Origin of the sequence: Paenibacillus wynnii (assembly GCF_030812855.1) — a bacterium.
GTDB lineage: Bacteria > Bacillota > Bacilli > Paenibacillales > Paenibacillaceae > Paenibacillus_AQ > Paenibacillus_AQ wynnii_A.
Genome location: NZ_JAUSTK010000035.1, coordinates 1 through 14,072, shown reverse-complemented (window position 1 = coordinate 14,072; position 14,072 = coordinate 1). Strand labels below are relative to the sequence as shown.

Below are 14,072 nucleotides of genomic sequence, written 5' to 3'. Positions count from 1 at the left end.
GCATCTGTGTCCGCATAACTTACTTATAGAGCATTTTATAGACAATAAGGGCTCTGTAGTCCGCATAGTGTTCTTAACCCGATCTTCCTTAAAATAGATTCACCTTAGCTGCTGCTGTTTGGCTCAAGCTTAATTGCTATCTTAAATTTCATCTTAAGATAAAGCCTCAAAATCTAATTAAATTGCAAGGACCCTAACGTATAACCTGCATAAACCGGCTTCATTCCGCCCAGCATGTCCTCTTTATCATCCGTGCCCTTAATTTTATGTTGGTAGGCTCTTATAACTTCCCGCAGCTGTTCTTCACTATAGGTAGGTCCTTCAATACGGTAGCAGGAAACCCCCATTCCCGTCATCTCATCCAGCATCGGTAAATAACATAGTTCTTTAGCAAACAAAAGGTGACAGCGACCATGCTGATCACGATACACCGGGTTTTCACCTTTATCCGTCATAAGAACAAGCACATCATTGCTGACGTAACGATTGTCTTCTTGACCAATAGGCTCCATAACTTCGGTATTCTCAAACAAATCATGATCCATATACATAAGTGCCGGTGTACCGTGAACAATAACTTCCAGCGGAAGCTTGCTGCCGGAGGTGAAGGAGGCAAAGTGCTCCAACGTCATTTCCGGTGATACTGTAAGTCTCTCAAGTCCAAGTCCAGCGTACAGAGAAGCAGACAAACCATTATAAATATTAAGATTAGCATCGCCAACCAAAGGATATCCGGAAGAGCTATAGCGGCGGATAGCCCCCAGGTTCGTTACCAGCAGTCCGTCAATCGGCAATCGTTCCCCGCCAAGCAGTTGGTCATATTGGTCAAAATCAAGCTCCAACATCATCCGCGGCAGACCCAAATATAGCTTAGTCTGTCCTTTGATCAAGCCAAGCTCTGTCACATCACGCTTCGTAAACGGCCGGTCCGGCTCGAATACATCGCCTGATAGATAAAGATGCTCTACACCCTGCTCCAGGGCCACCCGTGCCTGATTCATGTTGTTAACACGTACCGCAAGCTCCGGCTTAGCCGTCTCCGGCCGTTTTTCAGCAGATAATCGTTCCCGCAGCTCCATTACACGTTCTTCCGATAACTCCCGTTCAGCAGTCGGTGTACTGAATACCTTACCCGTGCTATAAAACTTGCCTGTACCTTCATACCGGCGGTTAATGTTAGTCAGTCCAGGCTTCCCGAAAGCATAGGCTGTTGAAAAATCGCGTTTACGGTTTTTGTGCAGCATCTTGGAATCTACTGTACGGTCAAACCCTATTGGATCCTCGATATATCGATCAATGGCTTCGCCATAGCTGTTCGCAAGCATCACAACGAAATCCTTATCACGCATCCGTCCCTCAATTTTGAAGGAGGTAATACCGGACTGGATCAGCTCCGGAAGATGCTCGTACATGAACATATCTTTAACAGCAAGCGGATATTCCGTCGGAAATACGAATCCGTCCTTCTTGATTCGGTAATCCCAGCGGCAAGGCTTCATACATTTACCGCGATTACTGCTCATGCCGAATACCTGCGAGCTGAAGTAACAGTTCGCGCCGTGCACGGAGCACATATCTCCATGAATGAAGTATTCCAATTCCATTCCACTCTGCTGTCCGAGCAGTTTGGCGGTCTGCAAGTCCATTTCACGGGAGGTAACCACTCGGCTTACACCCAAGTCCCGCAGGGCATAGATCATTTCTAAGTTGTGCACATTCATCATGACTGATGCATGGATGGGTACAGTAAGGTCCATCTCGCGTATCAATTCCAGCACTGCCATATCTTGAACAATTAACGCATCAGGCCCGGCTTGATCTAGAAAACGCAGATATTCTCTGGCTTCCTCCACATCCTCTTCACTGAACAAATTATTTACGGTAACGTACACCTTTTTGCCAAGACCGTGAGCGATAGCGAGCGCCTCCACGATCTCTTCATGCGACAGATTATAGCCTTTGCGCATCATTCTCATATTTAGTACAGGCCCACCGAAGTAGACCGCATCACACGCCGATTGAATAACCTCTTTAAAAATATCAAATGTCCCTACCGGTACAAGCAGTTCGATCTCTTTGCCATTAAAATAACGTGCCATACTTTTTCCTCCTAAATAACGGTCCTCTTATTTACAGTATTGCTACAGCCAACCCCATCACGACAAACATACATATAAAAACAGTATCTGCTAACCCCCACCTTAAGCGATGATACCGGGTACGCGGCGCATCCATTCGGAAGCCCCGGGCTTCCATGGAATACACTAAATCCTGCGCGCGTCGAAAAGCACTTGAAATGACAGGCACAAGCAGCGAGACGAGCATCCGCGCTTTTTCCTTCAAGGGCAGTTCTGCCAGATCCGCACCGCGCGAGGCTTGTGCCTTCATAATAATCTGCGATTCATCCAGAATGGTAGGAATGAAGCGCAAGGCAATACCAATCATCAAGGTAAGCCTGTCCGGAGACATCCCGATTTTTTTGAGCGGTGAAAGAATGCCCTCAAGCCCCTGGTTCAGCTTACCCGGAGTCGTCGTAAAGGTCAGCAGCGCTGTAAAAGAGACGAGAAAGAGCATTCGGATCACTGAAAATGCACCCAAACGCAGTCCATCCTGATGTAGCGACAACGATCCGAGGGTTAACCATACCTCGCCCTCTTTTATGGACAGCACCTGAACGATAAAGATAAATAACATCAGGTAACGCAGAGGTTTCGCAGCTTTCACAAAATACTTAAGCGGGATTCTCGTTGAAGCCATCACCGAAATGGAGAACACTGCGAGCAGTGCCATCGCCGGCCAGGAATGGGAGAGCAAAATAACAGCAACATATAATAGCATTCCGATAATTTTTCCGCGTGCATCCAGCTTGTGCACCCATGACCCCGTCTCAATAGTGCGCCCCAGCAGCAGTTTCTCGCTACTCATGGTTATCCCTCTTTTCAATCTCCGGGTGGGATATGTCAGATGACAAGGAAGCGATAAATTCTGCCAACGCCTTCGGTGTCAATCGGGGAACCTCACCCTCCAGTCGGAAACGATCGGCAACGGCCCGCCAGTAACGGAGAGATTGGGGTATTGCTATTCCGCAGCGCTCCAGAATGGAAGGATCGGAGGCTAGCTCCTGAGTGCTTCCCTGAAAAGCTGCTTGTCCTTCCTTAAGCACAATCCATCTGTCCGCAATAGGCAGCAGTTCATCCATACGGTGTGTCACAATAATAATGGTACGGCCCTGTTCCCGGCAGAGACGTTCCAGTAAAGAAATAAGCTCTGCACGACTAACAGGATCCAGTGTGGCAGTAGGCTCATCGAGCACAACAATTTCCGGGTCCATAGCCAATACAGAAGCAATGGCCGCCTTGCGCATTTGCCCTCCGCTCAAGCGGAACGGATTGCGCTCGAGCAGCGACAGATCGAGTCCCATATCCACCATCGCCTTACGCGCGCGCTCCTTGGCTTCTTCCAGACTCATCCCGAAATTAAGCGGCCCGAAGCATAGATCCTTCTCTACCGTTTCTTCGAACATTTGCTGTTCTGGAAATTGGAAGACGAGGCCCACACGACGCCGCAGCGCAAGCAGCTTGGGCGATTTCTCTCCCGCCTGAAGAGTTACATCCAGCACTTTCACTGTTCCCTCCGTGGGCTTCAGAATCCCATTGAACAGTTGAAGCAGCGTAGACTTACCGGAACCGGTCGCACCGGCAATGCCGACTATAGAGCCCTGCGGAATCGAAAGGTCAATGTTATGTAACGCGGTCTGCTTCCATAGACTTCGGTCGGAATATATATAACTCACTTGCTGTAGTTCTATGGCCATAGCTTCTCTATAAGCTCCTTTTCACTGGCGGGCACGTCTGTATTTATGCCAACCTTTTGTAATTCACGTGCCAGCTGCCAGGAAAACGGCATACGCAAGTTACATTTATCCAGCAGGTCATCATTGCTAAACAGCTCGGCAGGTGTCATATCCGCAGCAAGTCCGCCTCCATACAGCGCCAAAACACGGTCTGAGGCCAAAATCTCATCCGCATCATGGGTAATCATAAGGATCGTATATTTGCCCTCTGCACGCATACGCTGCAGAATATCCAGCAGCTCATTTCGGCTTCCTTCATCCAACATAGAAGAGGCCTCGTCGAAGATGACGATGCCTGGCTCCATAGCAAGTATGGAAGCTATAGCTACACGCTGCTTCTGTCCTCCGGATAATTCACCCGGATGCTTGTCCAGCAGGTGAGCGATTCCTAGCTTGTCGGTATATACTTGTAAACGGTGTCCCATTTCGATAGGCTCCAGACACAGACCTTCAAGACCGAATAAAATATCTTCCTCTACAGTTGCGCCAATAAACTGGTTGTCCGGATTCTGAAATACCATACCTATATTTTGTCGGATTGACCCGATATTTTCTTCATTTAGTTGCAGTCCGCAAACTACGATTTCTCCATCACTCTTAGGAAGCAGTGCATTCAACAGCTTGACTAGTGTTGACTTGCCGCATCCGTTTGCACCGACCAAGCTAACCCATTGCCCCTGAGCTATGGTGAGAGAGATATCTTGGAAAATGGGCTGTTTCGGATCATACCCAAACGATACCCCGCTTAAGGTAATAACTGCAGGCTGTTCACTTGCTTCCAAATTCTGTAATCTATTCGTTTCAATCATGTTAGTCTTCCTCCCGCGCTTTAGGCCGTTCTATCCAGGAATTCTTCAAACAGCGATATTTTGGACAGAGAGTCCACCAGATACCGAACTGCAAATCCTACGGCAATTCCTGTTACCACTCCAGTGATGAGCAGCAGCGGCAAGTAGTATAGAATACTTGAAGAGGAAAAAACGACAGACGCTGCCAAGAGCTGTCCAATATTATGAGCCAGACCGCCGGCAATACTGATACCAATTAGACTGAATCTCTTTCGGCCAAACCGTACCATCAGGAACATTATAAGAAAACTGAGCAAGGAGCCGCACAGACTGAAGAGCAAACTTGAGAAAGTACCGAGTAGAAATGCAGTGAGCAAAGTCTTCAGAATAACCAGCAGGAGTGCATCCCGGCCGCGTAAAAAGTAAATACAGGTCAAAATCATGATATTGGCAAAGCCAAGCTTGGCACCGGGCATCAGCCCCATTCCGACCAAAGGAATCTGGGCCTCCAAAATACCCAGCACTACAGCTACTGCAGAAAAAATAGCTATAATTACAGTCCTTTTCAGCGCTGTAGCCGACTCACTACTGGACATAGGCATCAATTTCGTCCTCCCCCGATGCACTTGCGATTTCTACTAAAACCCGATGCGGTAGACAGACAATAGTCTGCTTAGGCAGAGTAATAAATCCGAAACCGAGGCATACCTTATCGGGACAGTCGGCATCGTACATTTCAACGCCATAATCATGTACCTTTAGAATGTTGTAACCACGGTCTGTACGAATATCAATCGTTTGATTTTCTTTGGTAAGCTTGATTGTTCGATATTGCTTGCCGTCTATCGTTATATTCGCCACAAGGTTTTTCCCCGGTCCACCCTTATCATTGCTGGAAAACCATCTCGGCGCCAAAAAAGCAAGAGCAGCAACCAAAACGATGGAAATCAGCAGCACATCCCCACGTTTCATAAAATTCTCCCTTATTTTTTAATTAAAAACCAGACTTATTAATTATAACGGTCTGCTGTCAATCCTTCAATAAATGTAGTCGTTTATTGTCACTTTTAAGGGCCAGTTCACAAAATAGGCACCTAAGAAGAAAGCGTCCAGCCCAAATAAGGATTTTCAAGAAATATAAGGATAAAATTTAGGCAGAAACATTCTCTTTAGGTTTGTTCTTTATGTCCTCTTTGTTCACTTTGTAGTCCTTACCTTTACCTAAGTAGGAAAGGAATAACCCGGCAAATTCAGGATCCCACTGACTTCCTTTACCCTGCTCCAAAATAACCAGCGCCCGATCGTGATCCATCCCTTTTCGGTAGGGACGATCTGAAGTCATGGCATCATAAGCATCCGCAACCGCGATAATTCGGCCATACAACGGGATCGATAATCCGGTCAATCCATCATATGACTCATAAATACCGAGATATCCACTAAAGTCATAATTACAAATGCAGCACAAATTGCAAGGATCAACCTTAGGTACTCTACAGGCGTGATTTCCAGTGAACAGAATAGAAGTAAGCTTCCGACAGCTAGTACCGCAACAGCAGAGCCGAATAAGTAATTACGGATCTGCTTCTTAAGAAATGATGCATATAGATTCATTCGTCCCCCCGTTTCCAGCCCTACCAGCTTTAACTATTTGCATTTGTCTCTAATATATGGTATATTCATATAATATTTGATTTCCCCTATATCTGTTCCTACTTAAGAAAATGATAACCGATGGGTTACTGTAATATAGTTATCGGCAATTCTGACACATAATCTTACGTTTTCTTTGCAGGAATCTCCTTTTTATGAGACTAAATTCACACATAGCATCCGATTCACACTGGCGCGGTCTACGGAACCGCAAGGACAAAAGAGAGGTAGGGCTTTTGTCGTATTGGAAGGATTATCTCACCACAGTGCTGGTGGAAATAACAGGGAATTATACGACCCGTACTCACGAACGGCGGGAGATTAAATATACACGAACACAACCGACCTTTGTTCAAGGACGGTAAGTGTGTGGAAACATATAAGCGCTCGATAACCGCTACTTGCGGATATCGGGCGCTGTCTACGTTCAGGGGCTATTTACATATACTTTGTTACAAAGTTTGTAACTCGACTTACATAACCAGTCTTATCTCTATCATAGGAGGTCCCGTGTCCGGCGCCTTGCACGATGAATTGCTCCTTGGGACTGCGACAAGCCTCATACAACTCATTCATCATGCTGAAGGGTACAAAGGTATCTGCATCTCCATGAATGAATAGAATGGGCACCTTTGCTTTTTGTACCTGTTTTAATGCAGAGGCCTCACCAAAGGAGTAGCCTGCCTTCAACCGGGTCACCAGACTGGCGCTATTTACAAAAGGAAAGCCTGGCAAACGATACATACGCCGCAGTTGATAAGACAATTGAGCTTTAACGGAAGTGTAGGCGCAATCCGACACGATTACCTTTACCTGCGGCGGCAGGTCTTCTCCGGAGGTCATCAGCACCGTTGCTCCTCCCATAGAGACTCCGTGGAGGACAATTTTCGACTCGGGGCCTTTTCTATCAATGAGATACCTTATCCACTGCAGATAGTCGCGGCGTTCATGCCAACCAAAGCCGATATAATTGCCCTCGCTCTCCCCATGCCCTCGTGCGTCAGGAATTAGAACATTATAGCCCAAGAGCTCAGCATATATTTTGGCGTACGCCCCCATATCCTTGCCTTTTCCTGAATAACCATGCGCGATAATCACTGTATGACCCTCGGCCCGGCTGGAAGGGATCATATAGGCGCGAAGCTTCAAACCGTCAGCGGATAGGATCTCTACGTTCTGAATCTTCTGACTGGATATCCAATTCTGCCCCTCCCCCCAAGAAGCACCGGCAACCGGAGGATTAGCCTTCAAATCACGATTAGTACTTAAAAACACCTTCGGCGCTCGCTTAATAGCAATCCTGTAAAAAAAGAATCCGCTATATGCCACTGCCCCGGCTATAACAATAACACTTAACCATCCGATTAAACTCCACAGCAATGTGATTGTCACCCTTCTATTTAAAAGTCCAAAACAGTAGTTCTGATTAGAAAATAGTATAACACGCAGCCAGCAATCACTAATAACCTGCGAAAAAAAACCAAGTGCTGTCCATAAAGAACAGTACTTGGTTCAAGGAGAGAATTATTAAAAAGGTTAGAACTGAATAAATTTATAAAAGCTGGATCCACCCAATCATGGATACCCATAAAGGAATACTTAGGAATACGCCAAATACCAACCCGCGACGGAAATTTCCTTCATATTTCATTTTTACGTCCTTCTTCCCCTAAGAGATATTAACAATTTGTTTATTTCAATTTTAATATATACTACCCTTCCCTTTTCTTGTGTGAAATATGTCACAATTATCCTTATGTTTAGAAATACCATTGATTATTTTTAGATTACCGGGGTAGAATAGGAATATACGTTCCCATTTTAGAAAGGATGGATATCTATGCAGAGGGCTGGAAGTGCAGAAAATATACTGGTCAAATCTTATGTACTTCTCCCACTCATTTTATCCGCTTTCGAGCGTGATGCAGGCCTTATTTCCGCCCATCTCCGGACTCCTGCCCCCTATTTGGATATGCTTAATGCAGCTGCGTCTGCAGCCACTGGAGATTTAAGAGATATACGTAATGAAATGAGGAAGTTAGGAGTTAAGGTGTATGACCAGCAACGACTTAAGACCGGAATTGAAGCCAAATTCATATGCCGGGGCTATCACGACCGGATGCTGCTTCTTTATGATATGATTGCCGCGCAAGCCGCTATACACATGCGGAGATACCTTGGGTTGGATATATCAGCTTTTAAGAGCTATGAAGAACAGTATTGGATTAAGCCTGGATCAGGAGAGGGATAGTAGTAGCCCCAAGATCTCCTTGAATGTCTAAGATTTCAACTCGACTATTCCACCTGAGCACTTCTTCTACATTATGAATTTTTTTCTGACACTCCTCCAAAAAAATCCTTTTCCTGACCATACTCTACGAGCATTTTTATTATTTGCTCATTCATGGTTTCCCTCTTTACTACTCTTCATTTGCACGTTTTCATACAACGGGTCATTTCTGAAGCTATTTCCCCCATCTTTTAAAACATACGAAGATTTTCCTTTCGGCACATAGTCTTTATCTATCTCGATTGGGTACACTCTTCTTGACACATCTACTTCTTTTCCTGCTACTTTAATAGACTGAACTTTTGATTTACAGCTGATTTACAGCTGATTCAAAGCCGATCAATGACTTCCAACGGATTCGCATGATACGTCTCATAAACATAGCAACGTTAATCCGAATTGTTCAACTATTTAGAAGGAATTTTTCCTTCTAATTTAAGGATAAAGCACCTATCGGGTTATTTAGTGGTATTAAATCCCACCAAATGGGTAGCGTCAAGAAGTTTGTGCATGAGAGTAGAAGTATCTCCCCAGGTATCCTCGACAAATACGGCAAATCGTCTACCTACATGGGTTTCAATATATAGTCTAATTCATAGTTGCACAACGTACACTTATATTTCTCCCTTAGCACACTTTAGGGTGTTTAATTGCACTTTATACACTTATTTTTTGGTATTCCGGGGTTTAACCAGCATATTCGTGTTTTTAGTTGCACAAAGTACATCTATCCATACATCTCAGCGCCAAAAGCTAGAAATAAGTGTATAAAATACATTTATTTCACGGACTACCTCCGAGTTTTCGGTAGGGTCAAGAAGTTTGTGTAAGAGAGTAGAAAGTAGTTTCTCAGGTGTTGCTTGTAGGTATGGCACAAGGGGATTAAGCTGTTTCTCCCTGCCCTTCCTGCACCGGGTATCTCGCTTCAAACATCTCGTTTAGTTTCTTCTTTACCTCTAAATCACCGAAGCCGCGAATCACCATTTCGCCAAAACGTTCATTGTACTCTATTACCCTAGGTAGACGATTTTCTCTGCCGCATCCATATTGGTGAGACTGTTCGTCGTATTTATGTGCGTTCAAATAAAAAGGAAATTCTTTATTCCTATTACATGGGTTATATGTGTTATTGGTTGAATGATAGGTTTATTCGTCACTGGGTAGCCCCCACCAAAAAAAAGAAACCTTGAATGGCATGAAGCCAGTCAAGGTTTTGGCAGTCTACTTAATGCCCAATTTTTCTTTGTTTATCTTATTTAGATTCCATAATTCTTCAATTGGAACTATTGACCTTGCACGATTTGAAACAGGGTCACCTTCCGCCCACAAGTATGGATAAATCAATATACCCTTGTCTCCATCCATCTTCTGAATCTCTTCTTTCCAACCATTCCAACGAAAAGTTTCGTAGAATTTTTTTACATCACCTACACAAGCCCAGTTTAGAAAATCCGAATATTGCATGTCTAAACTTTCCCATTCCAATGTATCGGGTGCAAAATAAAATACATCCCCAACATTGCCATCGAAAGCCCCACCATTTAGTGCAAAGAAGCCACCAACTGCATCATCAGCAATTAACAATGATGAAGGTAATCTCGAACTTTTTCCATCCGAGTCCATTCCATTCCACGAAGTCAAATTTCTCGGCAATAGACTACTACCTGAACCCAATAAACGTAGCCAACCATTCTCAAATAAGATTCCACCTGTATAATATGCAACCGCGCCTAATAAGGATTTAGTTGAAACTTGTAGCTTATACAAGACATCTTTCGCTTCAAGTTGATTAACAGCTAATATCTCTACGTTATTGGTAGCCTTAGAAATCCAATCATGTACTAATAACCATGCCGATTCTGATTCATCAATCAGTTCATCCAATGATTTCATTAATTCTTTTCACCTCGTTTCATTAATTTTACCATGCTTAATCATCGATTTTAATTCTAATTCTAATTTTAATTCTAATTTTAGTTCCATCAGGATATTGTCTAAGTTTATGTCCCATTGATGAGCCTGCTCCTCTATTGTCAGACGGTGATATAGGTCTAACACTTGCACCCTTTCCACCTTCTCCAAACATTGCAGGAGGATATTCATCTAGGTCTTTACCTTGTACCTTTTCAAGTCCTTTTAATGAATCTCGTCTATTGGATTTTGCCCCACCACGGTTGATTGTCAATGTATCCGGTTGACCGTTCTTGATAGCATCTTCAATGTGCTGAGCCGATTCAGGATACTTACCCCTAGAAATGGTGCATTCAGGACAATCAATTTTACCCTTACCCTTATTAACCGCACGAACATCATCGCCCAGATGAGCCGCCATCGATACGCCTTCATCCAACAATCCTTTGCCTTTGCCAACCAGTTTGCCTACCGTTCCGATCGATCCAATTCCCGGAATCATCGCTGCGGCTGAAAGCGCAGCATTGGCCTTTTCCCCTTTAGCCATATAGATCAGAGCATTGGCCCCATCTGCCAGCTCCCCTGCCCCCGGTATCAACCCGGCCACATCCAGCCCTGTTTGGAATCCATTTACGGTATCCGCTACGTTTATCTTCTTCGCCTTTTCACTTACAGCGTTCACCGCGGAATTCACGGTCTTGCTGACGGTTGCTGAAGCATTAGTTGCTGCCTTGGATACACCCGATGCCATATTCGTTACAGTGTTCTGCACATTCTTACTCACAGTCACAGCGGTTATTTTTACGGTGTTCACCGTTGAAGCTGCCGCTTGCCTCACCTCCGTGGCTGCAGAGGCAACGACTTGCTTCACCGAACTTAAGGTCTTGTTCACTGTCGGCGCAACTTGTTTTGCCACCTGAGTCACCGTTTTGCTGATGACTGCTGATACTTGTGTTGCCATCTTGGAAGCACCGGATGCCACATTCGTTACGGCGTTCTGTACATTCTTACTCACAGTCACGGCGGTTAATTTTACGTTATTTACCGTTGAAGCCGCCGCTTGTCTTACATCTGTGGCTGCAGAGGCAACGACTGTCTTTACCGAACTTAAGGTTTTGTTCACTGCCGCTGGAACTTGACTTGCTACCTTGTTGACGGCTGCTGACACTTGCGTTGCTGCCTTAGAAGCACCGGATGCCACCTTCGCAACGGTATTTTGCACATTCTTACTCACGATCACCGCCGTCGTTTTTGCCGCATTGACGGTGGATAATGCCGCCTGTCATCACTTTGTCCACTGTCGAGGTTGCCGCAGCTGAAACGTTCTTTTTCACATCCGCCGCAGTATTTGATACAGCTTTTGAAACCATAGCCGCACTGTTCTGCACCTTGTTACTGACAGTGACTGCCGTCGTTTTTGCTGCATTGACGGTAGAGACGGTTGCCTTTTTTACAGATTCCGCCGCTTTGGATACACTCGAAGAAACGGAGTCCCAAAAGCTGTGTTTGGTATTGTTGTTTGCGGAACTGCTGTTGGATGCTGGTTTGGAGCTTGGTACGCTCGGTGCCTTTGCGGCGATGGTTGTGTTGGTGCTTTTTGCCGCCGTAGGCGCACTTGCGCCTGAGTATGTACTACTGCTGGTTTTGGGTGATGAACTCGTGACTGAACGGGATGAATAGCTGTTACTGCCTGCTCCAATAATCTGTGCCATTATAATCTTCCTTCCCTAATTATACTATAAACACTTGCGTGTCTACGTCTGAAGTGCCTATGCGTTATACACCTGCCCTGTGGAAGAATAAGTAATAGCATTCATGATCGTGACCTGATCCTCCAAGACATAGCTGCCATCCAGAAACAGCTTGATGGTCCACACTCCTTCTGGATACTCCCTTTGCGTGTCATTCAAGGGCAGCCAGAACCAGATAAAAACAGGCTTGTCCGGTGATTCCTCATCAGCGCACAGCATATTCTCCGCAATATCATGCAACACTCCGCGGGCATCGAACCAAAGGGCGGTTACGGCATGTAATCCGCTAAGGTTTGTGAACCCCAGGCGAACCACCACCATTTTATCGCTGGATAAATGAAAGCCTTTTTTATTGGCACTTATGGGAGCCGGTGTAATCATACCCGAGACTGCATAGCTATCAATATGAACCGTGTACTGCTCGTTGTTATAGAGTCTTTGATCCAGATCATTGATGATAATGGTTGACCACAACTCATCTGATTCATTAGGCAGATACAGATTGGCCATAGGGTCGTTGAGCTTGATTTCGTGATTGATTAAAAACTTATAATTGTGTTCACCGGGTGGAAGCGACACCTCTGTAGACCAGACATTTCCGGATTTTCTCATCAATCCGCAATCTTCCTTATAATCATTAAAAGAACCAATAACAGATATTCTGTTTATTTCTAAATAGGGTGAAGCTGTGTAGTCTAGTCTTACAATCATAAAATACCTTCCTTCTATGTTAATTTTTATCATTACAACAAATATATAGGATATTTGTTGTAAATATTTAGGATTGATAATGGAGTTTTTAAAAAATGGAAAAGAGAGTAAAGGAAATAAAGCGCAGAGGAACAGCGCCGGAGTCCGGAAGGGATAGTGCGATTTTTCGTGTCTTTTTCCAAAAAAATAGGCCTCGCCTTTGGGAGTAGGCAAGACCCGAATCATATATCACAAAACACTAATGAATATTCCCATAGACTCAGCTTCCCGTTCACAGGGATAGGATGGCTCAAAGGTGTCATATCCGCAAGCTTCCAAGCAAAACGACCTTCGGTATAATCCCCAAAATCGTATTCGTTCCCGCTGACCCAACCTCCACCATTTCCTTCATGTGTTATCTCGTAACACTCTTCCAGTGAACCTATTGCAATAATGACTCCCACCGGCAGATTACTCTCTGTATAGCCATGTTTAGACAATACGGATTTGAACGGTTCCTGCCTGCATATCGCCTTATCGATTTTTTTGCCGGCATGAATAGCCAGCTCTCCCCGATGGTTCGTTCTCCAAGAACGGGTCTCAAATTCCTTCTCTCCAAGAGCAACCAGTGTCGCCCACGGCTGCCGTATGGTTATACAGCGCATCATGTACAATCTCCTTCTATCTTCTATTTCACCTACACCAGATTAAGCTTGCGGAAATAGTCCAGAGACAGCTTAGCACTCTCTAGTGAGGAGGATGCGTACGTTTCCTCCTCTACGATATAGTAGAGAATCCCCGCTTGATCGGCAATGTCGAAGATTCGATTAAAGTCCACCTGTCCCATGCCTAGGTCGGTTTCTTTGTGATCGGCTCTAAAATCCTTGATATGGACAAGCGGCACACGGCCTGCATATCGGGACACATAATCAACCGGATCTGCGCCGCCCACATACACCCAGCCCCGGTCAAACTCAGCTATCATATACTCAGCAGGAATTTTCTCCAGCCACAGGTCAATAATGGCTTGCCCGTTTACTTTTTTAACAAATTGCCCGTAATTCCCCGTCCTCTATAGGTGGGGGATGAATAGGGCGTGTCTCAGTTTGGATCGTATACTGCCAGTTGTTGTGATG

Annotated in this window: 16 protein-coding genes and 2 pseudogenes; 3 read left to right on the top strand and 15 right to left on the bottom strand. The window is 45.0% G+C overall.

What is annotated here, in order from left to right:
* Nucleotides 1–173 precede the first annotated feature (173 nt).
* The 8 genes and pseudogenes from J2T20_RS22725 to J2T20_RS22690 all read right to left on the bottom strand — a co-directional run bounded on the left by J2T20_RS22725 (nucleotide 174) and on the right by J2T20_RS22690 (nucleotide 6,255).
* Nucleotides 174–2,099, bottom strand: a complete 1,926-nt coding sequence (locus J2T20_RS22725; RefSeq protein WP_307591830.1) for a peptidase U32 family protein — start codon at nucleotides 2,097–2,099, stop codon at nucleotides 174–176.
* A 31-nt stretch (nucleotides 2,100–2,130) separates the two neighbouring features.
* Entirely contained in the window at nucleotides 2,131–2,925 is a 795-nt protein-coding gene (locus tag J2T20_RS22720) for an energy-coupling factor transporter transmembrane component T family protein (protein WP_307591829.1), read from the bottom strand.
* Entirely contained in the window at nucleotides 2,918–3,814 is an 897-nt protein-coding gene (locus tag J2T20_RS22715; protein ID WP_307591827.1) for an energy-coupling factor transporter ATPase, read from the bottom strand. The genes J2T20_RS22720 and J2T20_RS22715 overlap by 8 nt, the downstream gene beginning before the upstream one ends.
* Nucleotides 3,805–4,662 (bottom strand): ATP-binding cassette domain-containing protein, encoded by an 858-nt coding sequence (locus tag J2T20_RS22710; protein ID WP_307591825.1) that lies wholly within the window; start codon nucleotides 4,660–4,662, stop codon nucleotides 3,805–3,807. The genes J2T20_RS22715 and J2T20_RS22710 overlap by 10 nt, the downstream gene beginning before the upstream one ends.
* 20 nt (nucleotides 4,663–4,682) lie before the next feature.
* A complete protein-coding gene (locus J2T20_RS22705) occupies nucleotides 4,683–5,243 on the bottom strand; it encodes a Gx transporter family protein (RefSeq protein ID WP_307591823.1) in 561 nt (186 codons plus the stop codon).
* Nucleotides 5,227–5,613: a NusG domain II-containing protein gene (locus J2T20_RS22700; RefSeq protein ID WP_307591821.1), complete on the bottom strand. Its 387-nt coding sequence runs from the start codon at nucleotides 5,611–5,613 to the stop codon at nucleotides 5,227–5,229. Before J2T20_RS22700 ends, J2T20_RS22705 begins: the two co-directional genes overlap by 17 nt.
* A 178-nt stretch (nucleotides 5,614–5,791) precedes the next feature.
* Nucleotides 5,792–6,064 (bottom strand): annotated as a pseudogene (locus J2T20_RS22695) (HD-GYP domain-containing protein); the annotation flags it as partial.
* Nucleotides 6,043–6,255 carry a hypothetical protein gene (locus J2T20_RS22690; protein ID WP_307591911.1) on the bottom strand — a complete coding sequence of 71 codons (213 nt, stop codon included), beginning with the start codon at nucleotides 6,253–6,255 and terminating at the stop codon, nucleotides 6,043–6,045. The gene J2T20_RS22690 and the pseudogene J2T20_RS22695, both read right to left, overlap by 22 nt.
* Before the next feature lie 275 nt (nucleotides 6,256–6,530).
* On the opposite strand from J2T20_RS22690, the gene J2T20_RS22685 reads away from it, so the two are divergent.
* Entirely contained in the window at nucleotides 6,531–6,659 is a 129-nt protein-coding gene (locus tag J2T20_RS22685; RefSeq protein ID WP_307591819.1) for a hypothetical protein, read from the top strand.
* A gap of 73 nt (nucleotides 6,660–6,732) precedes the next feature.
* Here J2T20_RS22685 and J2T20_RS22680 read toward each other — a convergent pair whose 3' ends face one another.
* Nucleotides 6,733–7,671 (bottom strand): alpha/beta hydrolase, encoded by a 939-nt coding sequence (locus J2T20_RS22680; RefSeq protein WP_373457846.1) that lies wholly within the window; start codon nucleotides 7,669–7,671, stop codon nucleotides 6,733–6,735.
* Between the two features lie 463 nt (nucleotides 7,672–8,134).
* Between J2T20_RS22680 and J2T20_RS22675 the strand changes: the two genes are divergently transcribed.
* Nucleotides 8,135–8,545 (top strand): hypothetical protein, encoded by a 411-nt coding sequence (locus J2T20_RS22675; RefSeq protein ID WP_307591816.1) that lies wholly within the window; start codon nucleotides 8,135–8,137, stop codon nucleotides 8,543–8,545.
* 921 nt (nucleotides 8,546–9,466) lie between these two features.
* Here the strand turns inward: J2T20_RS22675 and J2T20_RS22670 are convergent.
* The 3 genes and pseudogenes from J2T20_RS22670 to J2T20_RS22660 form a co-directional block, all read right to left on the bottom strand.
* Nucleotides 9,467–9,645 (bottom strand): annotated as a pseudogene (locus J2T20_RS22670) (IS256 family transposase); the annotation flags it as partial.
* Nucleotides 9,646–9,805: 160 nt separating this feature from the next.
* Nucleotides 9,806–10,477, bottom strand: coding sequence for a DUF2625 domain-containing protein (locus tag J2T20_RS22665; protein WP_307591812.1), 672 nt, complete (start codon nucleotides 10,475–10,477; stop codon nucleotides 9,806–9,808).
* A 37-nt stretch (nucleotides 10,478–10,514) separates the two neighbouring features.
* Complete coding sequence (locus tag J2T20_RS22660; RefSeq protein ID WP_307591811.1) at nucleotides 10,515–11,729, bottom strand: NucA/NucB deoxyribonuclease domain-containing protein; 1,215 nt, start codon at nucleotides 11,727–11,729, stop codon at nucleotides 10,515–10,517.
* A 38-nt stretch (nucleotides 11,730–11,767) separates the two neighbouring features.
* Between J2T20_RS22660 and J2T20_RS22655 the strand changes: the two genes are divergently transcribed.
* Nucleotides 11,768–12,175 carry a hypothetical protein gene (locus tag J2T20_RS22655; RefSeq protein ID WP_307591809.1) on the top strand — a complete coding sequence of 136 codons (408 nt, stop codon included), beginning with the start codon at nucleotides 11,768–11,770 and terminating at the stop codon, nucleotides 12,173–12,175.
* An 89-nt stretch (nucleotides 12,176–12,264) separates the two neighbouring features.
* Here the strand turns inward: J2T20_RS22655 and J2T20_RS22650 are convergent, their stop codons facing one another.
* From J2T20_RS22650 to J2T20_RS22640, 3 genes are all read right to left on the bottom strand, one after another.
* A complete protein-coding gene (locus tag J2T20_RS22650; protein WP_307591807.1) occupies nucleotides 12,265–12,957 on the bottom strand; it encodes a hypothetical protein in 693 nt (230 codons plus the stop codon).
* Between the two features lie 221 nt (nucleotides 12,958–13,178).
* On the bottom strand, nucleotides 13,179–13,604 hold the full coding sequence (locus tag J2T20_RS22645) for an ASCH domain-containing protein (protein ID WP_307591805.1): 426 nt from the start codon (nucleotides 13,602–13,604) through the stop codon (nucleotides 13,179–13,181).
* A gap of 29 nt (nucleotides 13,605–13,633) precedes the next feature.
* On the bottom strand, nucleotides 13,634–13,921 hold the full coding sequence (locus J2T20_RS22640; protein ID WP_307591803.1) for a sugar phosphate isomerase/epimerase family protein: 288 nt from the start codon (nucleotides 13,919–13,921) through the stop codon (nucleotides 13,634–13,636).
* Between the last annotated feature and the right edge of the window lie 151 nt (nucleotides 13,922–14,072).